At 38.5% G+C, this 24417-nt stretch carries 23 protein-coding genes and 4 tRNA genes; 25 read left to right on the top strand and 2 right to left on the bottom strand.

Annotated features, from left to right (window positions below):
- Nucleotides 1-36: 36 nt before the first annotated feature.
- The 24 genes from MKX72_RS26615 (at nucleotide 37) to rlmH (ending at nucleotide 19740) form a co-directional block, all read left to right on the top strand.
- Nucleotides 37-1050 carry a YkvI family membrane protein gene (locus tag MKX72_RS26615; protein WP_028411916.1) on the top strand — a complete coding sequence of 338 codons (1014 nt, stop codon included), beginning with the start codon at nucleotides 37-39 and terminating at the stop codon, nucleotides 1048-1050.
- A 67-nt stretch (nucleotides 1051-1117) separates the two neighbouring features.
- Complete coding sequence (locus MKX72_RS26610; protein WP_028409761.1) at nucleotides 1118-2011, top strand: mechanosensitive ion channel family protein; 894 nt, start codon at nucleotides 1118-1120, stop codon at nucleotides 2009-2011.
- A gap of 14 nt (nucleotides 2012-2025) precedes the next feature.
- Nucleotides 2026-2223, top strand: coding sequence for a DUF951 domain-containing protein (locus tag MKX72_RS26605; protein ID WP_013059917.1), 198 nt, complete (start codon nucleotides 2026-2028; stop codon nucleotides 2221-2223).
- A gap of 170 nt (nucleotides 2224-2393) precedes the next feature.
- Nucleotides 2394-3494, top strand: a complete 1101-nt coding sequence (ychF, locus tag MKX72_RS26600; RefSeq protein WP_028411917.1) for a redox-regulated ATPase YchF — start codon at nucleotides 2394-2396, stop codon at nucleotides 3492-3494.
- A 189-nt stretch (nucleotides 3495-3683) separates the two neighbouring features.
- On the top strand, nucleotides 3684-3971 hold the full coding sequence (rpsF, locus tag MKX72_RS26595) for a 30S ribosomal protein S6 (RefSeq protein ID WP_013059915.1): 288 nt from the start codon (nucleotides 3684-3686) through the stop codon (nucleotides 3969-3971).
- A 47-nt stretch (nucleotides 3972-4018) separates the two neighbouring features.
- Complete coding sequence (gene ssb / locus MKX72_RS26590; RefSeq protein ID WP_013059914.1) at nucleotides 4019-4519, top strand: single-stranded DNA-binding protein; 501 nt, start codon at nucleotides 4019-4021, stop codon at nucleotides 4517-4519.
- A gap of 66 nt (nucleotides 4520-4585) precedes the next feature.
- The gene (rpsR, locus tag MKX72_RS26585) at nucleotides 4586-4825 is read left to right on the top strand and encodes a 30S ribosomal protein S18 (RefSeq protein ID WP_013059913.1); all 240 of its coding nucleotides are present in this window, start codon (nucleotides 4586-4588) and stop codon (nucleotides 4823-4825) included.
- A 138-nt stretch (nucleotides 4826-4963) separates the two neighbouring features.
- The gene (locus tag MKX72_RS26580) at nucleotides 4964-5908 is read left to right on the top strand and encodes a YybS family protein (RefSeq protein ID WP_033580875.1); all 945 of its coding nucleotides are present in this window, start codon (nucleotides 4964-4966) and stop codon (nucleotides 5906-5908) included.
- A gap of 36 nt (nucleotides 5909-5944) precedes the next feature.
- Nucleotides 5945-7918, top strand: coding sequence for a DHH family phosphoesterase (locus MKX72_RS26575; protein WP_025752414.1), 1974 nt, complete (start codon nucleotides 5945-5947; stop codon nucleotides 7916-7918).
- Nucleotides 7915-8364, top strand: a complete 450-nt coding sequence (gene rplI / locus MKX72_RS26570; protein ID WP_013059910.1) for a 50S ribosomal protein L9 — start codon at nucleotides 7915-7917, stop codon at nucleotides 8362-8364. The genes MKX72_RS26575 and rplI overlap by 4 nt, the downstream gene beginning before the upstream one ends.
- Nucleotides 8365-8479: 115 nt before the next feature.
- Nucleotides 8480-9844 (top strand): replicative DNA helicase, encoded by a 1365-nt coding sequence (gene dnaB / locus MKX72_RS26565; protein WP_013059909.1) that lies wholly within the window; start codon nucleotides 8480-8482, stop codon nucleotides 9842-9844.
- A 187-nt stretch (nucleotides 9845-10031) separates the two neighbouring features.
- Nucleotides 10032-11318 carry an adenylosuccinate synthase gene (locus tag MKX72_RS26560; RefSeq protein WP_013085553.1) on the top strand — a complete coding sequence of 429 codons (1287 nt, stop codon included), beginning with the start codon at nucleotides 10032-10034 and terminating at the stop codon, nucleotides 11316-11318.
- Nucleotides 11319-11486: 168 nt separating this feature from the next.
- A tRNA-Lys gene (locus MKX72_RS26555) sits at nucleotides 11487-11559 on the top strand.
- Between the two features lie 15 nt (nucleotides 11560-11574).
- Nucleotides 11575-11646: transfer RNA gene (locus tag MKX72_RS26550), tRNA-Glu, on the top strand.
- A 35-nt stretch (nucleotides 11647-11681) separates the two neighbouring features.
- Nucleotides 11682-11757 (top strand) — tRNA-Asp (locus MKX72_RS26545).
- Between the two features lie 4 nt (nucleotides 11758-11761).
- Nucleotides 11762-11834 (top strand) — tRNA-Phe (locus MKX72_RS26540).
- A 262-nt stretch (nucleotides 11835-12096) separates the two neighbouring features.
- A complete protein-coding gene (gene yycF, locus MKX72_RS26535; RefSeq protein ID WP_013085552.1) occupies nucleotides 12097-12804 on the top strand; it encodes a response regulator YycF in 708 nt (235 codons plus the stop codon).
- Between the two features lie 6 nt (nucleotides 12805-12810).
- On the top strand, nucleotides 12811-14718 hold the full coding sequence (gene walK / locus MKX72_RS26530; RefSeq protein WP_033580358.1) for a cell wall metabolism sensor histidine kinase WalK: 1908 nt from the start codon (nucleotides 12811-12813) through the stop codon (nucleotides 14716-14718).
- Nucleotides 14709-16076, top strand: a complete 1368-nt coding sequence (locus MKX72_RS26525) for a YycH family regulatory protein (protein ID WP_028411920.1) — start codon at nucleotides 14709-14711, stop codon at nucleotides 16074-16076. The genes walK and MKX72_RS26525 overlap by 10 nt, the downstream gene beginning before the upstream one ends.
- Nucleotides 16063-16842, top strand: a complete 780-nt coding sequence (locus tag MKX72_RS26520) for a two-component system regulatory protein YycI (protein WP_033580359.1) — start codon at nucleotides 16063-16065, stop codon at nucleotides 16840-16842. Before MKX72_RS26525 ends, MKX72_RS26520 begins: the two co-directional genes overlap by 14 nt.
- A gap of 18 nt (nucleotides 16843-16860) precedes the next feature.
- Entirely contained in the window at nucleotides 16861-17655 is a 795-nt protein-coding gene (locus MKX72_RS26515) for an MBL fold metallo-hydrolase (protein ID WP_014457688.1), read from the top strand.
- A 57-nt stretch (nucleotides 17656-17712) separates the two neighbouring features.
- On the top strand, nucleotides 17713-18945 hold the full coding sequence (locus MKX72_RS26510) for a S1C family serine protease (RefSeq protein ID WP_155008453.1): 1233 nt from the start codon (nucleotides 17713-17715) through the stop codon (nucleotides 18943-18945).
- Between the two features lie 73 nt (nucleotides 18946-19018).
- A complete protein-coding gene (locus MKX72_RS26505; RefSeq protein ID WP_013059901.1) occupies nucleotides 19019-19177 on the top strand; it encodes a CxxH/CxxC protein in 159 nt (52 codons plus the stop codon).
- An 83-nt stretch (nucleotides 19178-19260) separates the two neighbouring features.
- The gene (rlmH, locus tag MKX72_RS26500; RefSeq protein ID WP_028411923.1) at nucleotides 19261-19740 is read left to right on the top strand and encodes a 23S rRNA (pseudouridine(1915)-N(3))-methyltransferase RlmH; all 480 of its coding nucleotides are present in this window, start codon (nucleotides 19261-19263) and stop codon (nucleotides 19738-19740) included.
- A 136-nt stretch (nucleotides 19741-19876) separates the two neighbouring features.
- Here the strand turns inward: rlmH and MKX72_RS26495 are convergent, their stop codons facing one another.
- Nucleotides 19877-20875, bottom strand: coding sequence for a tRNA dihydrouridine synthase (locus MKX72_RS26495; RefSeq protein WP_014457691.1), 999 nt, complete (start codon nucleotides 20873-20875; stop codon nucleotides 19877-19879).
- 392 nt (nucleotides 20876-21267) lie between these two features.
- Nucleotides 21268-23166, bottom strand: coding sequence for a PhoX family protein (locus MKX72_RS26490; protein ID WP_033580363.1), 1899 nt, complete (start codon nucleotides 23164-23166; stop codon nucleotides 21268-21270).
- A 381-nt stretch (nucleotides 23167-23547) separates the two neighbouring features.
- Here MKX72_RS26490 and MKX72_RS26485 point away from each other — a divergent pair, with 381 nt between their 5' ends.
- Nucleotides 23548-24390, top strand: a complete 843-nt coding sequence (locus MKX72_RS26485; RefSeq protein WP_049166321.1) for a PepSY domain-containing protein — start codon at nucleotides 23548-23550, stop codon at nucleotides 24388-24390.
- Nucleotides 24391-24417 lie beyond the last annotated feature (27 nt).

Genomic DNA, 24417 nt, shown 5'->3' with positions numbered 1-24417 from the left:
TTCTATACATATATTTCATAGATTGGGGGAAAATCGATGTGGAGAGCAGGATGTAAATGGATATTCTTAATTATGGGAACCATGATAGGCGCTGGATATGCTTCTGGAAGAGAACTATGGCAGTTTTTTGGTGAAGAAAGCGGACTTGCTATTTTTCTATTTTCTATTATTTTTGCGATTTCTTGCAATGTGATTATGCAAATCAGCTATCGCTATCGAACCAATCAATTTTACCCAGTACTAATTGAATTAATAGGAAAGAAATGGGCTGCAGCCTACGACGTTTTAATCGTTTTTTATTTGTTTACGACGACGGTGATTATGATCGCAGGCGGCGGGGCGACATTGGAAATGTGGCATGTTCCTTACTGGTGGGGAATTGGTGCTCTTAGTGCGTTGATTGTCTTTGTTTTTTCAAGAGGATTAAGTGGACTGCTTTCTATCAATTCTTTCGTTATGCCAATCTTAATGATTGGACTAGCTGGCGTACTTCTTACATTTGTTTTACGTCATCCTGGAGTAACTAATTGGCATCTTCAGCATAATTGGCCTGCTGCTTTTACCTTTACGGCTTTGAATATTCTTCCTCTCGTCGCGGTATTATCTACAATTGGAAAGGAAATTAAAAGCAAAAAAGAGATTTATATTGCAAGTGTTGGCAGTGGTTTTTTATTAGGAGGTCTCTCCTTTATTTATAATGAATCACTTATTCAAGTTTCAGGGCTTCTTTCCTCTTATGAAATTCCATTATTCGCTATTCTTAAAGATTTTCCTTATATGATGACGTTTTTAATGAGCATTGTTTTGCTTATCGCAATTTATACGACAGCCGTTTCGGGAATTTTAGGGTTGACCGCGCGTTTTCATACTGAAAAGGTGCAATCTCTTTGGAAACTGGCAGCCTGCTGGCTACTTTTAATGATTCCCTTTACAAAGGTAGGGTTTTCTACTTTGATTGCCGTTTTGTATCCAATGTATGGAATCGTCAATTTATTTCTAGTAACAGCCGTTCTGTTGTATCCATTTCGAAATCGCTACAAAAGTTCGTAGAAACTTGCTACAATAGGTTAAAACTTTCTCATATGCAGATTATGTTACGTTAGGAGCTACATGTAGTATGAATTCGTTGAAGTCGGTTTTTAAGAACGTGTTTGAGCCATTTTTTCAAGAAGAAACGTGGGCACATATTGGAGAGGGATTTATAAAAATTCTGTTGATTCTACTTATTTCCATGTTTTTAATTCGAATTGGAAAGAAAGCGTTAAATAAATTCGTAGAGGTTCGCACAAATAGCCCTCTACGTATTTCTGAGCGACGAGAAGCTACGATGGTCCGTTTGCTTCAAAATATTTTTTCTTATGCCATTTATTTCGTTGCGGGAGTTATGATTTTAGAAACGTTATCGGTAGATGTCCGTGGATTGCTAGCGGGGGCTGGAATCGTAGGGCTCGCGGTAGGGTTTGGTGCTCAAAACTTAGTGAAAGACATCATCACGGGGTTTTTTATTATCTTTGAAGATCAGTTCTCCGTTGGCGATTATGTTCGAGTAGGAACATTTGAGGGGACTGTGGAAGAAATTGGGTTGCGCACAACGAAGATTAAGAGTTGGACAGGCGAAATTAATATTTTACCCAATGGCAGTATTGTAGAGGTCACTAATTTTTCGTTACATAACAGCGTAGCTTTCGTTGATGTAAGCATTTCTTATGAAGAAAACATACAAAAAGCAGAACAAGTGATTTTAGACCTGTTAGAAGAATTGCCAAGTCGCTATGAAGATATGGTGAAAACGCCTGAACTGCTGGGGGTTCAAAATATCCATGCAACTGAAGTCACAATGAGGATTACAAGCGAAGTAAAACCAATGAGACATTTCCATATTTCTCGTATGATTCGTAAAGAAGTGCGTACAAGGCTAAATGAACATGGAATTGAAGTTCCATTTCCACGTATGGTTATGTATAATCGTACAGAAGAAGCACAGCATTCGTCGACGTTGAAAGGGACATAAGGAGGAGAGAGCTGATGACGGAAAAAGAATTTGGTTTAAATGACGTTGTGGAAATGAAAAAACCTCATCCTTGCGGTACAAATGAATGGAAAATCATTCGAATGGGAATGGATATCCGTATTAAATGTGAAGGCTGCGGCCATAGCGTAATGATTCCAAGACGTGATTTTGCACGTAAAATGAAAAAAATTCTTGTAAAGCATGAGGAATAACCTCATGCATTTTCTATGTTTATGCCTTATACTGTAAGGTGGGACAAAATGAGGCACCTTAACCCCATGCGGTTAAAGGTTCTTTGTCAAACTTGTATTTCAAAAGTTGACTCACTATAATTGTGACAGGTTAACTTGTTTCGGATATATAAAGAGGAGTGAATAAATATATGGCTTTAACAGCTGGAATTGTTGGTCTTCCTAACGTTGGAAAATCAACATTATTTAATGCAATTACACAAGCGGGCGCAGAATCTGCGAACTACCCTTTCTGTACGATTGATCCTAACGTAGGTATCGTAGAAGTACCTGATCATCGTCTTCAAAAACTTACAGAGCTTGTAAAACCTAAAAAAACAATCCCAACAGCATTTGAATTCACAGATATCGCTGGAATCGTAAAAGGTGCTAGTAAAGGTGAAGGATTGGGAAATAAATTCTTATCTCATATTCGAGAAGTAGATGCGATTTGTCACGTTGTGCGTTGTTTTGAAGATGAAAACATCACGCACGTTTCAGGAAAAGTAGATCCTATCTCAGATATTGAAACAATTAATTTAGAGTTGATTTTAGCAGATTTAGAAACGGTAGAGAAACGTATTGGCCGTGTTCAAAAAATGGCTAAACAAAAAGACAAAGAAGCAATGTATGAATACGAAATTCTAGAGAAACTAAAGAATGCATTTGAAAGTGATCAGCCAGCTCGTGCTGTATCATTTACAGAAGAACAAATGAAATTAGTAAAACAATTTCACTTGCTAACGATTAAGCCTATTCTTTATGTAGCAAACGTTGCTGAAGATGAAGTAGCCGATGCATCTGCTAACGAATATGTAGCAAAAGTGCGTGAGTATGCGGCAAGCGAAGGTGCAGAAGTAATTGTTGTTTGCGCACGCATTGAATCTGAAATTGCTGAACTTGAAGGAGAAGAAAAAGCAATGTTCCTTGAAGAACTAGGCATTGAACAGTCAGGTCTAGATCAGCTTGTACGTGCAGCGTACGATTTACTTGGATTAGCTACGTACTTTACAGCTGGTGAGCAAGAAGTACGCGCGTGGACGTTTACACAAGGTATGAAAGCTCCTGAGTGTGCAGGTATTATTCATACAGATTTTGAACGTGGATTTATTCGTGCAGAAACGGTGTCATACGAGGATTTATTAGCTGCTAAAACAATGGGAGCAGCTCGTGAAGCTGGAAAAGTACGTTTAGAAGGAAAAGAATACATCGTAAAAGACGGAGACGTTATGCATTTCCGCTTTAACGTATAAGATTAAAAGCCGAAAGAAGATATCTTCTTTCGGCTTTTATCGTTGGCGAAAATATTAGCTTATATTTACGAAACAGCCCGCAATGCATATTGCTTTGCCTAGGGTAGTGTGCTATAATTTTAATTCGTGAGTAATATTTTATTGCTCCTTGCCCGTTTCGGGCCGTTAGACCAAAAGGAGGTGACAGTGATGAGAAAGTATGAAGTAATGTACATCATCCGTCCAAGCATTGATGACGAAGCAAAGAAAGCATTAGTTGAGCGCTTCAACGGCGTATTAACTGATAATGGTGCTGAAATCGCAAATGTTAAAGAATGGGGTAAACGTCGTTTAGCATACGAAATCAATGATTTCCGTGACGGTTACTACATGATTCTTGACGTGGCGGCTACTTCAGAAGCAGTTTCTGAATTTGATCGTCTTGCGAAAATCAACGAAGACATTATCCGTCATATCGTTGTTAAACAAGAAGCATAATTAAACGTTTAAATAAATGGGTTTTATTTCCTTAAGGAGTGGTTCTGATGATGAATCGCGTAATTCTCGTAGGACGCTTAACCAAAGATCCTGAATTACGTTATACCCCGAGTGGAGCAGCGGTTGCAACATTCACTTTAGCGGTAAACCGCACATTTACAAATCAGCAAGGTGAACGTGAAGCTGACTTCATCAACTGTGTTGTATGGCGTCGTCAGGCTGAAAATGCAGCCAATTTCCTTAAAAAAGGAAGTTTAGCTGGTGTTGATGGTCGACTACAATCTCGCAGTTACGAAGGACAAGACGGTCGTCGTGTATACGTAACAGAAGTTGTAGCGGAAAGTGTGCAATTTTTAGAGCCGAAAAGTGGCGGTGGGGATACGCAACGCAGTAACTTTGCTAACACTGGAGGATCTGGACAAGGCTCTCCATTTGGAGATAATCAGAACCGTAACTCAGGTAATCAAGGTTATACTCGCGTTGATGATGATCCATTTGCAAATAATGGCGAGACAATTGACATTTCTGATGACGATTTACCGTTTTAATTCGCAGTAGATTATCCGGAGTATAAAATTTTATAGAAACTTTTAAGCGGAAGGAGGCGTATCAAAATGGCAGGTGGACGTAAAGGTGGACGCAACAGACGTCGTAAAGTTTGTTTCTTCACAGCAAACGGCATCACTCACATCGATTACAAAGATGTAGATATGCTTAAAAAATTCGTTTCAGAGCGTGGTAAAATTTTACCTCGTCGTGTAACTGGAACAAGCGCTAAATACCAACGTAAATTAACGATCGCTATCAAACGCGCTCGTCAAATGGCATTATTACCATATGTTTCTGGTGAATAATGAACGGTATAAAAAGAGGCAGTAAGGATTCCCTTACTGCCTCTTTTTACATTACATAGGTGCTCTTTTGTCAAATAGTTGCTTCTTATGAACTGAATCGATAAAATAAATAATAGTCTATATCAACGAGGTGAAGTTGTGAAAGGAATTCGATATATTACAGAAGGAGCAGCTCTTTTAGCGCTGTTTGTAGCGCTGTTGCTTTTTTCACTATACATACCTGTTGTGGGAACCATTTTTCAACTAGCGCTAGCTGTTCCATTTATTGTGTATACCGTTCGTCATGGGTGGAAAAAGGCAATATTATTTTTAGTAGTAGGGTTGTTATTGACTTTGTTATTTGGAAATGTATTGACTCTTCCTTTTACACTTGTATTTGGTATTGGTGGATTAGCAATAGGAATGCTTTACCGACAAAAACAAAAAAGGTATACCATTTTACTAGGCGGCACGGTTGCATTTAGTTTAGGTTTACTTTTATTGTTCGTAGGAGCAAATGTCATTTTTAATGTTAATTTAATGGAGCAAATAAATAATGCTTTAGATCAATCGATTAATCAAAGTATTGAAATGATGAAAAGTTTAGGACAAGACGTTAAGGAATCTCAAATTGACCAAATGAGAGATGCATTTGATATGTTTAAAAATCTGCTGCCTCTATTAATTGTTATGGGTGGAGTTATTCTAGCCTTTTTCTCTCAGCTTATTGCTACGCCTATTCTTAAAAGAACAGGTTATGAGGTGCAAGCATTCCCGCCTTTTCGTGAATTTAAACTTCCTAAAAGTATTCTATGGTATTATTTGATTGCATTAATCTTATCCTTCCCATCTTTTAATATTGAACAAGGTACATTTATGTACGTAGCTATTATCAACATCGTGATGGGACTGCAAATGCTAGTCGTGTTACAAGGGATCTCTTTTATTTTCTATTTCTCACATCAAAAAGGGTATGCCAAAGCAATTCCAATTGTTGTAACAATTTTAGCATTAATTATTCCAATTATCCTTCAAATTGTGCGCATCTTAGGTATAATTGATTTAGGATTTAATTTAAGAAAACAATTAGACACAAAAAAGTAGATATTGTGGAACTTAAAAAAGTAGGAGCTGAAATGGATGCCTGTCTTTACAAAAAAGAACGTCATTCGCTATCCATTTTACTCATTGTATAGTATAGCCCTGATTTTAGTAGGTATCGTGACCTATCATAATTGGATCATAGGAATGATAGGCTTTATATTACTATTAGCCTGTCTTTTTCTATACATGAGAATGGAGCGAATGCTGTCCGATGAGTTTGAAACCTATATTTCAATGCTGTCTCATCGGTTGAAAAAAGTAGGCGAAGAGGCATTAATGGAAATGCCGATTGGGATTATGCTATTTAATGATGAATATCAAATTGAATGGACCAATCCTTTTCTAGCATCTTGTCTGGGTGAAGACACACTAGTGGGAAGATCATTATACGATGTGGCAGAGAGTATTATTCCACTGATCAAACAAGAAGTGGAAACAGAAGTTGTCACGTTGCATGATCGGAAATTCAAAGTGGTGATTAAACGAGACGAGCGCTTACTGTACTTCTTTGATATTACAGAGCAAATAGAAATCGAAAAATTGTATGAGGAAGAACGAACAAGTTTAGGCATTATCTTTTTAGATAATTATGATGAACTAACGCAAGGAATGGATGATCAAGTTAAAAGTAACTTGAATAGCCAAGTAACTTCTATGTTAAATAGTTGGGCTCAAGAATACGGTATCTTTATTAAACGTACGTCTTCTGAGAAATTTATTGCGATTATGAATGAACAAATCTTAATTCATTTAGAGCGAAGCAAATTTTCTATCTTAGACCAAGTTCGAGAAGAGACGTCTAAACAAAATATACCGCTTACATTGAGCATTGGTATCGGAGCTGGTGCGGCTGATTTGCCTGAGCTGGGTGCTTTAGCTCAATCTAGCTTGGATTTGGCCTTAGGCCGAGGTGGAGATCAAGTAGCGATTAAACAGCCGAATGGAAAAGTGAAATTCTTTGGCGGCAAGACTAATCCAATGGAAAAACGGACGCGCGTGCGTGCCAGAGTTATTTCTCACGCGTTAAAAGAGCTCATTACAGAGAGTGGAAAAGTGATTATCATGGGTCATAAGTATCCGGATATGGATGCTGTAGGAGCTGCTATTGGGATATTAAAAGTAGCGCAAGTAAATCAGAAAGACGGTTTTATCGTATTAGATCCTGATCATATTGATACAGGTGTTCAGCGAATGCTAGAAGAGATTAAAAAGAAAGAAGGCCTGTGGGAACGATTTATTACGCCTGAAGAAGCCTTAAATCTTGTGAGTGATGATACTCTTTTAGTAGTAGTAGATACGCATAAGCCGTCGCTCGTTATTGAAGAAAGGTTATTAAATCGTATTGAAAATGTCGTGGTCATTGATCATCATAGACGAGGAGAAGACTTTATCGAAGACCCTCTTCTTGTCTATATGGAGCCATATGCTTCCTCGACAGCAGAACTCGTTACTGAGCTTCTTGAATACCAGCCAAAACGATTTAAAATTGATATGCTAGAAGCAACAGCACTTTTAGCCGGTATTATTGTCGATACAAAAAGCTTTACATTACGCACGGGATCTCGTACGTTTGATGCAGCGTCCTTTTTACGTTCTCAAGGCGCAGATACGGTTCTTGTTCAAAAGTTTTTAAAAGAAGATATTACGCAATATGTACAGCGAGCACGCTTCATTGAACATGCAGAGATTTATACAGCGGGTATTGCCATTTCACGTGCTGAACCGAACAAAATGTATGATCAAGTGTTAATCGCGCAAGCTGCAGATACGCTGCTTTCAATCAGCGGAGTGGTTGCTTCGTTTGTTATTTCTAAGCGACGGGATAATCTAATTGGCATTAGTGCTAGATCGCTTGGAGATATCAATGTACAAGTTATTATGGAAAGTCTCCAAGGCGGAGGCCACTTAACGAATGCTGCTACTCAGCTTCAAGACATTAGTTTGGATGAAGCTGAAGAAAGGCTTAAACAAGCAATTGATGAGTACTTAGATGGAGGTAAAAAATCATGAAAGTAATTTTCTTAAAAGATGTAAAAGGAAAAGGCAAAAAAGGTGAAGTGAAAAATGTTTCAGATGGTTATGCACATAACTTCTTATTAAAAAATGGTTATGCTGTTGAAGCTACGGGCGGTAATGTGAAAGTATTAGAAGCACAAAAAAATAGAGAGCAAAAAGATGCAGCTGCAGAACTGCAAGCAAACAAAGAGTTAAAAGCAACTCTTGAAGAACTGACAGTTGAATTAACAGCAAAATCTGGTGAAGGCGGCCGTTTATTCGGTTCTATCACAAGCAAACAAATTGCTGAAGAATTAAAGAAAAAACACAAAATTAAAGTAGATAAGCGTAAAATTGAATTAAATGATGCCATTCGCGCATTAGGCTACACAAATGTACCGGTTAAATTACATCCGGAAGTAACGGCTACTGTAAAGGTACATGTGACTGAACAAAAATAAACGTACGATTGAAAAATAGGTAAATAATATAAAGGGTTGGCGCGGACTTGTATTTGTTCGCGCCAACATTTATGATGAAAGAAAATATGAAAGAATATAAGAGGGGCATAGAAATATGAGTGATCTTTTTGCTGATCGTCTTCCGCCTCAGAATATTGAAGCAGAGCAAGCGCTATTAGGGGCCATTTTCTTAGAGCCTTCTTCTTTAACCTTAGCATCTGAACTGCTGATACCTGAAGATTTTTACCGGGCATCGCACCAGAAAATCTTTACATGTATGCTGAAACTTTCTGACCAAGGTGAACCGGTTGATTTGGTAACGGTAACGTCTGAATTAGCTGATCAAAAAATCTTAGAAGAAGTTGGCGGCGTATCGTATTTAAGTGATTTAGCTAACTCTGTTCCAACGGCTGCAAACGTAGAGTATTACGGTAAAATCGTAGAAGAAAAGTCGATTTTACGCCGTCTAATTCGTACTGCAACGCATATTGCTTCAGAAGGATATGCAAGGGAAGACGAAGTGGAAGTTTTATTAAATGAAGCGGAAAAAAACATTTTAGAAGTAGCACAGCGTAAAAACAGCGGTGTGTTTCAAAATATCAAAGATGTACTTGTACAAACGTACGATGATATCGAAGTTCTTCACAATCGAAAAGGTGACATTACAGGTATCCCAACTGGGTTTAGTGATTTAGATAGAATGACAGCAGGGTTCCAACGAAATGATTTAATCATTGTAGCGGCCCGTCCATCGGTAGGTAAAACGGCTTTTGCCTTAAATATTGCGCAAAACGTTGCAACGAAAACGGATGAGAACGTAGCAATATTCAGTTTAGAGATGGGTGCTCAGCAGCTTGTTATGAGGATGCTGTGTGCCGAAGGAAATATTGATGCACAAAGGCTGCGTACAGGCTCGCTTACAGCCGATGACTGGGGAAAGCTCACGATGGCAATGGGATCTTTGTCCAATGCAGGGATTTATATTGATGATACACCGGGTATTCGAGTAGGTGAAATTCGTTCTAAGTGTCGTCGCTTGAAACAAGAAGGCGGACTTGGGATGATTTTAATTGACTACTTACAGCTTATTCAAGGTAATGGACGAAGCGGAGAAAACCGACAGCAGGAAGTATCTGAAATTTCGCGTGCGTTAAAAGCTTTAGCCCGTGAATTAGAAGTTCCTGTTATCGCCTTATCACAGCTTTCCCGTGGCGTAGAGCAGAGACAAGATAAGCGACCGATGATGTCTGATATTCGTGAATCCGGAAGTATTGAGCAGGATGCCGATATCGTAGCTTTCTTATATCGTGAAGACTATTATGAAAAAGACACAGAAAATCAAAATATTATCGAGATTATTATAGCCAAGCAGCGTAACGGTCCAGTTGGAACCGTACAGCTTGCCTTTGTAAAAGAATACAATAAATTCGTTAATCTCGAGCGGCGCTTTGATGACGCAGGAGTGCCGCCTGGTGCATAAAACCTCTCAATATGAGAGGTTTTATTTTATTGTTATCGCATTCGTTCCGCAAAATACGATATATTTGTAATAACTTTTGTTAAATCGTTCGGATTTAATTGACTTTAGTGTGATAAATTGATACACTTATCCATGGTTAAATTATGTCGTAGTGAGCTGTTGCTTACTAAGCGGAGGTGCTTAAGATATGTCTTCAGTCGTTGTAGTAGGAACACAATGGGGAGATGAAGGAAAAGGGAAGATTACAGACTTCCTATCAGAAAATGCAGAAGTGATTGCACGTTACCAAGGTGGGAACAATGCAGGTCACACAATTAAGTTTAATGGTGAAACTTATAAGTTACATTTAATTCCTTCAGGTATTTTTTATAATGACAAAACGTGTGTAATTGGAAACGGTATGGTTGTTGATCCAAAAGCACTTGTTCAAGAATTAAAATACTTACATGATCGCGGTGTAACAACAGAAAACTTACGTATTAGTAACCGAGCTCATGTGATTCTTCCATATCATTTAAAATTAGATGAAGTTGAAGAAGAACGTAAAGGTGAAAATAAGATTGGTACAACGAAAAAAGGTATTGGACCAGCTTATATGGATAAAGCAGCACGTGTTGGTATTCGAATTGCCGATTTACTAGACCGTGAAGTATTTGAAGCAAAATTAACACAAAACTTAGCTGAAAAGAATCGCCTTCTTGAAAAAATGTATGAAGTAGAAGGCTTTACATTAGAAGAAATTTTAGATGAGTACTATGAGTATGGTCAACAAGTTGCAAAATATGTTGTTGATACATCAGTAGTATTAAATGATGCGTTAGACGAAGGACGTCGTGTACTATTTGAAGGCGCACAAGGTGTTATGTTAGATATCGACCAAGGAACATATCCATTTGTTACATCTTCAAACCCAGTAGCGGGTGGAGTAACAATTGGTTCTGGTGTAGGTCCATCTAAAATCAAACACGTTGTAGGTGTATCAAAAGCCTATACAACTCGTGTTGGTGACGGTCCTTTCCCAACTGAATTAACAAACGAAATCGGTGATCAAATCCGTGAAGTAGGACGTGAATATGGTACAACAACTGGTCGTCCTCGCCGTGTAGGTTGGTTTGACAGTGTAGTTGTACGTCATGCTCGCCGCGTTAGCGGAATCACAGACTTATCTTTAAACTCAATTGATGTATTAACGGGAATTGAGACATTAAAGATTTGTGTAGCTTACCGTTATAAAGGGGAAGTTATGGAAGAATTCCCTGCTAGCTTAAAAACACTTGCAGAATGCGAACCTGTATATGAAGAGCTTCCAGGTTGGACAGAAGATATCACGGGTGTGAAAACATTAGATGAGTTACCTGATAACGCTCGCCACTACTTAGAGCGCGTGTCTCAATTAACAGGTATTCCTTTATCTATTTTCTCTGTAGGTCCAGATCGTACACAAACAAATGTATTACGTGGTGTATATAGCTAAATAAAAAGAGTTAGCTCTTCGTGAGCTAACCTTTTTTATTTATAATTGGTGCTTTTTTAACAAGACTTTTAAAAAAAGCTCAATAATAAAAAGAAAGTTTTAAAAAAACTATTGCATTTATATGAAATATCATGTTATTATAATAAGCGTCGCTAAGAGATATAACATGAGCCATTAGCTCAGTTGGTAGAGCATCTGACTTTTAATCAGAGGGTCGAAGGTTCGAGTCCTTCATGGCTCACTTTTGTTACAACGTGGCCCGTTGGTCAAGCGGTTAAGACACCGCCCTTTCACGGCGGTAACACGGGTTCGAATCCCGTACGGGTCATTTTTAATATTTTTAATACATAGCATATAGACTGAGGTCCCGTGGTGTAGCGGTTAACATGCCTGCCTGTCACGCAGGAGATCGCGGGTTCGATTCCCGTCGGGACCGCCATTTTGGCTCGGTAGCTCAGTTGGTAGAGCAAAGGACTGAAAATCCTTGTGTCGGCGGTTCGATTCCGTCCCGAGCCATCAAAAAGCATGACTTTATTTAAAGTCATGCTTTTTTCTTTTATTTACATTTAAAAGAAAACGTTATTTGCTTTGCATCTCTTTTATGGTAATATATTACTTTTGTATTTGGAGATGGTTGAAAATCATATATCTTCATGTATAGTAGAGGATGAACTTGTGACGTTTCAAGGGTTATCAAGTATAATAAAACTACGGTATTCAAACAGTATGAATACTATCTTTTATATTTTGCTTCAACTAATAAAGGAGAACGATGATCATGGATAAACGTATTTTAGTCGTAGATGACGAAAAGCCGATTGCAGATATTTTAAAGTTTAATTTGCAAAAAGAAGGTTACGAAGTATTTTGTGCTTATGATGGCGTAGAAGCACTTGAAAAAGTGGAAGAAGTACAGCCTGAAATGATTTTATTAGATATTATGCTTCCTCAGAAAGATGGAATGGAAGTTTGCCGAGAAGTGCGCAAAAAATATGATATGCCCATTATCATGTTAACAGCAAAAGACTCTGAAATTGACAAGGTTTTAGGTCTAGAATTAGGTGCAGATGATTATGTAACTAAGCCGTTCAGTACGCGTGAATTATTAGCACGTGTAAAAGCTAATTTACGTAGACATCAGCAGGTAGCTGTTCCAACAGAAGAAAGTGAAACGAATGAAATTACGATTGGAGCACTTGTTATTCATCCAGATGCTTATATTGTGTCTAAGCGCGGAGAAACGATTGAACTGACTCATCGTGAATTTGAGCTGCTGCATTATTTAGCGAAGCACATTGGACAAGTCATGACGCGTGAACACTTGCTTCAAACTGTATGGGGTTATGACTATTTTGGTGATGTGCGTACGGTAGATGTAACAGTTCGAAGATTACGTGAAAAAATTGAAGATAATCCAAGCCATCCAATGTGGATTGTAACAAGACGTGGAGTAGGCTATTATTTACGCAGCCCAGAGCAGGAGTAATTTTAGATGAAGAAAGTAAGGCTCCTGCAATCTATTCATTTAAAGTTTGTATTGATTTATGTGCTGCTCATTTTAATTGCGATGCAAATTATTGGGGTCTATTTTGCACGACAATTAGAAAAAGAATTAGTTAACAACTTTCGAACGTCTCTTCAAGAGCGGACAGACTTGCTGACGTATAACATTGGACAAGAAATGGTGAAAAATCGTGATGATGATTCACCGACTCTTGAGGAAGACTTAAAGACTATTTTAAGAGATTTTGCTTCAAGACCCAATTTAGCTTCAAATGATATGAATGACATTTCTGAAGTAAGAGTCATTGACCAAAATAGAAGAATCATTGCTACATCGAACTCAAATCCTCAACAGATCATAGGTAAAAAGACTAATGATTTAGCGATTACAAATGCGTTGTTAGCAGGAACGAACTCTGATAATGTATTTGTTGATCAAAGCGGGCAGCGAATCAGAGTTATGATACAGCCTATCCGTTTACAGGATAAAGTAGGTGCCAGTCAATCAAGTTCAACTAATAAAAATGGAAAAGTTCAGTCTAGCGAAGAAATCTTAGGCGCTATTTACTTAACAGCTTCCATGGAGCCTGTTTACGATCAAATGAGTAATATCAATCAGATCTTTAAGGCAGGTACGGTGATTGCTCTTTTTATCACAGCTATTTTAGGCGTGTTTTTAGCTCAGACCATTACTCGTCCAATGTCTGAAATGAGAAAACAAGCACTTGAGATGGCCAAAGGGAATTTTACGAGAAAAGCTAAGGTGTACGGGTATGATGAAATTGGTCAGCTAGCTCTCACATTCAACAACTTAACAAGAAAGCTTCAAGAAGCACAGGCAACGACAGAAGGGGAGCGCCGTAAGCTTAGTTCGGTATTAGCTCATATGACGGACGGCGTTATTGCGACGGATCGAAAGGGAAGAGTAATTTTAATTAATGATCCAGCCGCAGCTATGCTAAATGTTTCACGTGAAACGGTTTTGTCTGATCCAGTTGTTTCCCTATTAGATCTTGAAGAAACGCATACGTTTGAAAGCTTGCTTGCCAATCAAGAGTCATTAATTTTGGACTTTAGTACAAAATCGGATCCCTTTATTTTACGAGCTACCATTTCCGCTATTCAAAAAGAGACCGGTTTTATCAACGGGATTATCATTGTCTTGCATGACATTACAGAGCAGGAGAAAATTGATCAAGATCGCCGAGAATTTGTAGCGAATGTTTCACATGAATTGCGTACGCCGTTAACAACGATGCGCAGTTATTTAGATGCGCTTGCAGACGGTGCTTGGCAAGATAAGGACTTAGCTCCAACATTTTTAAATGTAACGCAAACGGAGACAGAGCGAATGATTCGTCTCGTTAACGACTTGCTTCAATTATCTAAGCTAGATAGCCAAGACTACCGATTTAGTCGTGACCCAATCAATTTTGTGAAGTTTTATCATTACATCATTGATCGCTTTGAAATGACAATTGAACAAGGTATTTCGTTCGTGCGCGACTTGCCAAATGAAGCAATCTATGTCGCTATTGATCAAGATAAAATTACACAAGTATTAGATAACATTATTTCCAATGCAATAAAATATTCACCTGAAGGCGGAACCATTACATTTTCAATTGCTCAGCATACGCATGAAATTGTTGTGAGCATTAAAGACCAAGGTATGGGAATTCCAAAATCAAATTTAGCTAAAATTTTCGAACGCTTCTATCGTGTAGATAAAGCACGAACGCGTAAATTAGGCGGAACAGGATTAGGGCTTGCTATTGCCAAGGAAATTATTGAAGCACATGATGGACGCATTTGGGCAGATAGTCAGGAAGGAAAAGGAACAACGATTTACTTTACTCTTCCGATTGAAAGTGAGAATGATGACGAATGGGAATGAGATATGAACATATCAAAACGGCCATCTTAGTTGTTCTCGTCGCTTCCAGTTTAATTATGACGTATCATATATGGACGTATCAGCCTTCTTATAAGGTCATTTCAAAAAATCAACATTTGCAAGAAGTTGAAGTTAGTTCAAAAAGTAAAATAGAAGATCATATTCTTCCAACAGAAGTTCTCTATCATCGAAACGATAATCACTACATGTCTCACGATGAAGATGATGTAAACAAATGGGTAAATGAAATGAAAAAGTGGAAATTTTCGAATGTGACGGACGTTTCGGATGCTATTTCTCCTGATGGATTTTTAAATTATGTCCATGGAAGTAATTCTATTGAAGTGCTGTATCCAGACGCACTACCTTTGAAAACATTTCAACAGCTTTTTTCATTTTCTCAAACGTCTTTGCCTAATCAAACATTTGACCGTGTACTCATTAAAATTAAGCGTACACCTTCCTTTTTCGTGAGCGTGTATCTTGTGAATTATGAGCAAAAAAAGATTTATTCGGTTACAGTCAAGAATTTGGCCAAAGATGATATCAAAGAATTAGAAGATAAAATGAAGCGTACGTATGCCCCGAGCCTTGTATATAAAGAAAACAAAAATCGGTATATCTTCCTTCCGGAAAATAATATTACGATGAATAGTGAAGTCTACTATACGAGCATGAGGCATTTAGATATTGAAAAATATAAAGAAGCGCTTTTTAACAACCCAGACTATGCACGGAAAGAAACGTCTACAAACCGAGATGTCTACACTGAAGGTACAAAAGTGATCAATGTCAATACGAAGACAGATGTGATGGAATATGTGAATCTTGTAAATTCCACGACCGAGGTAATGGAAGATTATAATTTAATAAATCGCAGCTTTAGCTTCGTTAATGACCACGGCGGCTGGACAGAATCTAATTACAGGTTCAACAGCTGGAATCGCATTACAAAAGAAATTAGCTATCGTTATTATAAAGATAACTATCCAGTGTACAGCAATCAGGGAATGACTGAAATATATCAAAGATGGGGAAATGCGGAGATTTTAAATTACCGTCGTCCTCTTTATCGTTTTGTAAGAGTACAGGACTCGAGTGTAGAAAAGCTGCAGTCATCTCAAAAGGTGATTCAATTAATTGAAAAACATCAAAACTTTGACCCGAATCTGTTAAAAGATATTTCAATAGGCTATCAGCTAGAAGAAGTGTCACAGCAGCCGAAAACCGGCGAAAAGACGGTTGAGTTTAATTCTAATTCTGTCAAACTCGTTCCTTCTTGGTTCTATTATTATAATAGCAAATGGTATCGAATTGCACCGCCGACCGAAGGAGGCGATAACGATGGATTGGAATAGAACAAAAACCATCTTTATTTTCACTTTCTTGATTCTTAATATTTACTTAGGCTATCAGATTTTTAAAACTCATCAAGAAGATCAGTACTCTCTATTTGTGGAGTCGAGCGTGGAAGAACAATTAACGAGTGAAGGCATTGAATATAAACATTTACCTGTAGATGTGAAAGAAGCTTCTTCGTTAAATGCTAAAAGTAAGCTGTTTAAAGAAGAAGACTTAAAAAAGCTGAAAGAGCAAAAAGCAACGCTGCTTGAGGAAAAAACAATTCGAAGCGTATTGGACAAACCTTTTTCAGTGCCTGAAAAAAATACAAAAGCAAAGCTAAGTCAATTTTTGAAACGATATGTGCTCTCCGGTGAAGATTATGAGCTATGGAACGTTAATAAAGAGAAAAAAACAGTTACATTCTTTCAACAATATAAAAAGCACAAAATCTATGACAATGAAAATGGCATGATCATTGCTCATTTAAATGACAAAGGTGAAATTGTTTCATATGAACAAACGATGCTAGGTTCCGTGAAAACGTTGGATGATGAGCAGGATGTTTTGTCTCCTTTAAAAGCATTGGAAAATTTGTTTTTGAAGGATGAATTGAAAAAGAAAGATTCTGTAACAAACGTAGAGTTTGGATACTATACGTTTGATCTGCCGTTATTAAATTCTCAAGTTTTAGCACCAACTTGGCACATTGTTGTAAATGGAGATACAAGTTATTTTGTAAATGCCTTTGAAGGACAGATCATTAAAAAAGGAAATAAATAAGTATTTGGAGTGAGATAAATGAGCCTGCATTTCAGCGTGCTAGCGAGTGGGAGCACAGGAAATGCGATTTTAGTAAGTGATGGAGAACATTCCTTACTAGTTGATGCAGGGCTGAGCGGAAAACAAATGGAAGCTCTCTTTCAACAAGTAAATCGCAATATCCCGGATTTATCAGGAATCTTAGTGACTCACGAACATAGTGACCATATTAAAGGACTAGGTGTTCTGGCACGTAAATATAAGCTCCCTATTTTCGCAAATGAAAAAACGTGGAACGCAATGGACGGCTTGATCGGCAACATTGATACGGAACAGAAGTTTCACTTTGAAATTGGCCAAACGAAATCGTTTGGTCAATTGGAAGTGGAGTCTTTTGGCGTTTCGCATGATGCTGCAGAGCCTATGTTTTATGTCTTTCATCAAGGGTCTAAAAAATTGACCCTTATTACGGATACCGGCTATGTAAGTGACCGCATGAAAGGTACAATTAAAAATAGTGATATGTACGTATTTGAAAGCAATCATGATGTTGAAATGCTGAGAATGGGGCGCTACCCTTGGAGCATTAAAAGACGAATTCTAAGCGACGTGGGACATGTATCAAATGAAGACGCGGCGCTTGCAATGGCAGATGTGATCGGAGATCAAACCAAACGCATTTACTTGGCGCATTTGAGTCAAGACAATAACATGAAGGAAATTGCCCGCATGTCGGTTGCGCAAGTGTTACAACAAAAAGACATCAATGTAGAGGACAATATTCTTCTATGTGATACTGATCCAAAAAGACCGACTGATATTGTTTATGTATAGTCTCTAGAAAGGAAGCGAAAAATAACTTCATTTAGTACGTGAATGCAGACATTCACGATGATAAATGAAGGGTTCGGTGATAGTGTGGAACATTATGATGAAGGCCAAGAGCCGAATAGTCGGCCGCCTAAACGCCGCAGAGGATATTTCGCTTCTGCTCTGATTGGAGCTATTATAGGTGCACTTATTGTACTGCTTCTTATGCCAGCCTTGGTGAGGAACGGGATTTTGCCATACGGATGGATGAATGATGAAAACGGAGATGAACAAACAGGGTCTACGATACAAAAGTCAGTATCTCTTGACGTTACTACGGCCGTCACCAAAGCCGTTTCCGAAGCCAATGCAGCAGTTGTAGGAGTTGTAAACATTCAGAACTCTGAAAGCTTTTGGAATGATGAACGAACTGATGCCGGGACGGGCTCAGGTGTTATTTACAAAAAGCAAGGCAATAAAGCTTATATTGTGACAAACTATCATGTCATTAAAGGCGCTAACGAAATTGAAGTGAGCTTCAGTAACGGTACAAGGGTATCAGCTAAAATTCTTGGCAGCGATGATTTAATGGACTTAGCAGTTCTTGAAATTGATGCAGGTCACGTGACAAAAGTGGCTACCTTCGGAAATTCTGATAAGCTTAAAGCTGGTGAACCAGTGATTGCTATCGGAAACCCGCTAGGCCTTCAATTTTCTGGATCCGTTACACAAGGAGTTGTCTCAGGAGTTAACCGTGTCATTCCTCAAGATTTGAATGGCGATGGAAATCCTGATTGGCAATCAGAAGTCATTCAAACAGATGCCGCAATTAACCCTGGCAATAGCGGGGGTGCTCTTGTTAATATTGATGGTGAATTAATAGGCATTAATTCCATGAAAATTGCCCAAGAAGCAGTTGAAGGCATTGGTCTTGCAATACCAATTAACATGGCTAGGCCCATTATTAATGACTTAGAACGACATGGTGAAGTTAGACGTCCGTATCTTGGAGTTAGTACACTATCATTAAGTGAGGTATCAGGGTATCATTTAAAAGAAACCCTTAAGTTACCGCATGATGTAGTAAACGGAGTCGCTGTTCTAAAAGTCGAGCCAGGTTCGCCAGCCGCTAAAGCTGGGTTGAAGGAATATGATGTGATTGTTGAGCTAGATCACAGCAAAGTAAGGGATATTGCGACACTTCGCAAACACCTCTACATTGAAAAAGAAATTGGCGATAAAATGAATGTAACGTTCTATCGTGATGGCAAAAAGAAATCCACAGAAGTAAAATTAACTCGTCAAATGAAGTAAAAGAAAAGTTATCCACAGGGGATAAACTCCTGTGGTTTTTTAATGAAAAGAATAGAGAAAGGAAGATAAATACATGAAGATATATTGCTGTTTAGAACACACGGAACTAGCGCTGGATGTAATGGTAGATGAGATTGAGCTAGCACCGGTTTTTGAAAAAATAGAAAATTCAACTGACAAAAAAAGCTGCGAATATTGTGACAATGAAGCTGTATATGTAGTAGGGAACTAATATTCTTATACAAAATGTGGATATGACATGTGGATATGTGGATAATATCTGTGGATAAGGGATAAAGGAGAGGAGAATAGCCTGTGAATATCTCTATTATAACCATTGGGAAGTTAAAAGAAAAATACTTAAAACAAGGCATTGAAGAATATTTAAAGCGTTTATCAAGCTATGCAAAAGTAGAAATTATTGAGCTTGCAGATGAAAAAGCGCCCGAAAACTTAAGTGAATCTGAAATGGAACAGGTGAAACAAAAAGAAGGAGAACGCATCTTAGCGAAAATCTCAGATGATACTCACGTGATCGCATTAGCTATCAACGGAAAACAAAAATCTTCCGAGGAACTGGCAAAAGAAATCGATTCATTAGCTACTTACGGAAAAAGTAAAGTAGCGTTTGTCATTGGCGGATCGCTTGGCTTAAGCAGCGAAGTAATGAAACGTTCAAACGCAGCTCTTTCTTTTTCAAAAATGACCTTTCCTCATCAGCTTATGCGCCTAGTATTAGTAGAACAAATTTACCGAGCTTTTCGTATTATTCGAAATGAACCTTATCATAAATAGAACGTGTGGATATTTTTTCATCAAAAGCTGAGGCAGAAGGAAATGTAGAACCTTCTGCCTCAGCTTTTATCATATGTGGATAAATAGCAAACGTCTATAAAATAGAACAATTGAGTTTAAGCAAACGAGCTCTTATTTAAGAAACAGAAAAACCTTCGTCTTCTTTCACTCCAGCTCTGTCTTTAAACTCATCAAGCAATGCACGCACTTCATCAGTCGTTTCCGTGCTCATGAGCAGATTTCTTAATTCACTTGCACCGCGGAATCCACGAACGTAAATTTTGAAAAAGCGTCGAAGCGGTTTGAAAGGGCGCGGCTCTAGTTCTTCAGAATATTTGTCATGAAGGTCTAGCTGCAGGCGAAGAAGTTCTAATAGCTCTTCGCTTGTGTGCTCTTTCTTTTCTTTTTCAAACGCAAACGGATTATGGAAAATTCCGCGTCCAATCATAATTCCATCAACGCCGTACTTCTCCGCAAGTTCAAGACCTTTCTGGCGGTCAGGAATATCACCGTTAATTGTTAGTAGCGTATGAGGAGCAATTTCGTCACGAAGCTTCTTGATCTCCGGAATTAACTCCCAGTGCGCGTCAACATCGCTCATTTCTTTTTTCGTACGAAGGTGAATAGAAAGGTTCACGATATCCTGTTCTAAAATGTGCTTCAGCCAGTCGTACCACTCATCAACTTGCGTATAGCCAAGACGAGTCTTTACGCTTACTGGAAGCCCTCCAGCTTTGGCTGCCTGGATAATCTCAGCCGCAGTATCTGGACGGCGAATCAAACCAGAACCTTTTCCGTTTCCTGCAACGTTCTGTACAGGGCAGCCCATATTAATATCAATGCCGCGAAAGCCCATTTCTGCCATGCCAATACTCATTTGACGGAAGTATTCAGGCTTATCTCCCCAAATATGCGCAACGATTGGCTGTTCATCATCTGTAAACGTCAAACGTCCTTTTACGCTATCTTTCCCTTTCGGATGGCAGTAGCTTTCCGTATTCGTAAACTCTGTAAAAAATACGTCAGGTCGCGCTGCTTCAGTCACAACATGGCGAAAAACGACATCCGTCACAGCTTCCATCGGTGCCAAAATAAAAAACGGACGCGGCAACTCATGCCAAAAATTATCTTTCATCTTATATCTAAACCCTTTCTTTTAGGGAAAACATCTTCCCAAAATTAAAAAGTGTAATTTCTTTTATAAGGTTGAATGCTAGTATAAACTTCAACCAATATATACTTTAATGGTATGGAACGAAAAGTGCAAGGGAACGAGACATTTTGTTTAGCTGGAAATACTTATTGAAACGAATTCTATATCTAGCATTAGTGGGGCATAAGGGAGCCTGAAGGGATATACCGGATACTTACCAATAAATATGCTAACGCGTTTGGGGCTAGGCACTTTCTTTAAGGATATTATAAAGTATTCACCATAATTGTGGTTGCGATAAGCGGTTTTATAAATAACTTCTACTATATAAAAACCACGTCTGTCACTCACAACAGACGTGGTTTCATTACGTATTAATGCTTTTTGTAAGGAGCGCCGTCCTTAGAAGGCAGTCCAGAAATGTATCCGACACCACCTGTTTCTTGAATGCCAATGCTTTCTTTCATTGCATTAGCTAACTCTTCTTTATCAACAGCGGTAATATTTTTGTCGCTGATGTCCTCGCCCGGGTGCTGATAGTTGCTTAGTACGTAGCGAGAGTTTTTAATGTTTTCTACTGCACGAAGTCCTGTTGCTTCTGCTCCCACTGGAACCGAAAGGATGCGTGATAGTTTTTTGGTTTTTACATTATAGGCCCATACAAAGTTGTTTGTGTGCAGTGAGCTGTCTTCTCCGATAAACAGTGTATTTAAGTCATTTGAATACGTAAGGTTATCAGGGTTGGCAATTTTATTTGGATCCGCTGTATTGCCGTATGCATCTGCTTTTTCTAGGTCTTGTCCAATCAATAGCCCTTCCATACTTGCAGGAACGTAGCGGCTGTTAATCTTGCCTTTTGCTTGGTCTTTTTGATGCGAGCCTAAGTTCAGCTGGTAGGTCACACCAGACTCTAATTTTGGAAGCTGAATATCATCTTGTACAGCACCAGGCTCTTTTAGCATGGCACTATTTTGGTAAGAAATAGCCATATACGCTTTTTTGTCTTTTTTATTAACCGTTAGTCCTTCCATCTTGTTGAATTCAGACGTGGCACCTAGAATCGCACCGTATCTGCGTGATTCTAAAAAGGCAGCTGCTTTTTCCATGCCAGGCTTTACTTTTAAATATTCAACTTTTTTACTTGCGGCGGTTTTGACTGCTTTAAATCCTTTTGTAGGCTGGTCGGCTGTTTCAAAAATATCACTAAATTTTGTGCCTTTGTCGATTATTGTTTTCACTTCATTGTCTGTTGCATGGCCAAGCTTAATCCACTGAAGGTCGCCTTTCCCTCCATTTTTTGTGCTCGTTTGTTTAAACTTTGCGGCATAAAGAGTTCCTGCTGAGAAGTCTTTTTCCTTATCTGCTACATACATAAACATCATGGTATTAGACCCATCGTCTCCAAAAAGAGCGGTTTTATTATCTGGAAGTACCTGCATCATTTCATGTGAAAAACGGCCTGTGCTGTAATGTTTTACGACAGACGCATCGCCGCTTTCATCCACTGAAATTTCTGGAATCCAGCCGTAGTAGTAAGGGTTTGCTTTTGACGTGTCACCGAAATAAAGCTTAGCGAAGTTCGTAACGTCTTTATAAGAGCTAGATGCAGGGTCTTCAAAAGCGCGTGCATCAGGCTCGTATTCTTCTGAACCGAGGTGAGTACCCCAATCCGTTGTAGAGCCATTACACGGCGTCCACAAACCATTTACATTAGAAAAATCAATTTTTTTGGCATGGTTGACGGTTAGTTTTCCTGTTTTATCATCTCGATCAACTTGTGTAAGCGTCATGGAAGCAGGAAGACCGGAAATCTCTTTTCCAGCATTATTAACAGATTCGTATTCATAATGTGAAATAATATAAGACTTACCGTTAATGGTAATAAAGCTGTTTGAATCCGGCGCGTCTGATACGTACGGTGATGGCTGATCAGGAACGCTTCGGTCAATAATTGGATCCCCGTTTGCATCGATTGGTGTACCTGCGGCGATTAATTCTCCTTTATTATCGACAATTTTATCTTTTGAAAGAAAGAGTTGGTTATAGTTAAGCGGCGTTTCTTCCACACTTCCATCTTTATACGTTACTTTTACAGAGGCCTCTGTATACGTTTTAATCATATTTTCAATCGTAGTAGGTGCTTTCATTGGCTGAAACTCGACGCTTTTGATTTGTTTTGGATGTTGAACTGGATGATGCTCTGCTGCAAAAGCAGAAGCGGCGCTAGAAGCTAAGAGAGTGAGAGATAGTCCAAGAGATACTCGTTTTTTCATGGTTGATAACCTCCAAATCGTATTCATACATTTATTAAATCATTTGATTGTTGAGGAAATATGAAGAGAAGCATTGGATTTGTTGAGCTGTTGTTAAGAACGTTGAACATTTAGATGACAAGTTTAACTAGAAGTTATTCAGCTATCTTTCAGAATTTGTTCAGATAGCATTCAGCTGGGCTTCATAGTGAATTCATGTTCCGCTCTTACAATAAACACATAGCTAAAGAGGACAAGAAGCGCTTTGGCTCGTACAGCAAAAGTGAAAGGTATTTTAGCAGAAAAAAACGTTACTCCAATGGCGCTATTTTGATAAATGACCGCTGTTAAAACCTTTAGCTTGTGCTGTAAATACATTGGAAATTACGCGGAGGTATAATCATGATTGGAAAAGTATTAGCAGGAAAAGCAGTAGTAGCAAAAGCCGTGGGAGGTGCCACAATTGGAACAGCTATTGCTCTTGGTTCAATGACAAGTGCATTTGCTTCAGACGGTCAGCACATTACTTCAACAAAAGCGTCGGCTCATACTGAAGCGGCCACATATACACAAGCTCAAGCAAAAACAATTGCCTTAAAGAACTGCGGAGGAACGGTTCAATCGGTTTCTTTTGAAAATAACGCCTACACGTTTTTAATTCACGGAAAAGATAATCAAGACCATCATGTGAAAGTAAATGCACACAGCGGAAAAGTGGTAAAGGTTGAAAAACTATCTTTTTCTCAAAGTGAGGCACAAGCAGTAGCGGTGAAAAACTGTGGAGGAACGGTTAAGTCGGTAGGCTTCAACGATGGAGTGTATACGTTCTTAATTCATGGAAACGATAGCCGTGATCACCACGTAAAAGTCAATGCACAAAGTGGAAAAGTGATTCAAATTCAAAGCGCTGCATTTACAAAAGCACAGGTTCAATCAATTGCATTAAAAAATTGCAGTGGAACGATTCAATCGAGTTCATATGCAAATGATGTATACACATTTTTAATTCACGGGAAAGATAACAAAGATCACCATGTGAAAATAAACGCTGAAACGGGAAAAGTAATCAAAGTCGAAGCGGTAAAGTTTACGCAAGAACAAACTAAACAAGCTGCTCTTCAACAGCACAAAGGAACGGTTCAATCTGTTTCATTCAGTGAACAAGCGTACACGTTTGTGATCAAAGGAACAGACAATATAAAACATACTGTAAAAATCAGCCCTCAAACAGGAAAAGTATGCTGATTTGATAAAAAAGACGATTGCTTCAAG

Source organism: Priestia sp. FSL R5-0597, assembly GCF_038006305.1.
GTDB classification, from domain to species: domain Bacteria; phylum Bacillota; class Bacilli; order Bacillales; family Bacillaceae_H; genus Priestia; species Priestia zanthoxyli.
This window is presented reverse-complemented; position numbering and strand designations above follow the sequence as displayed.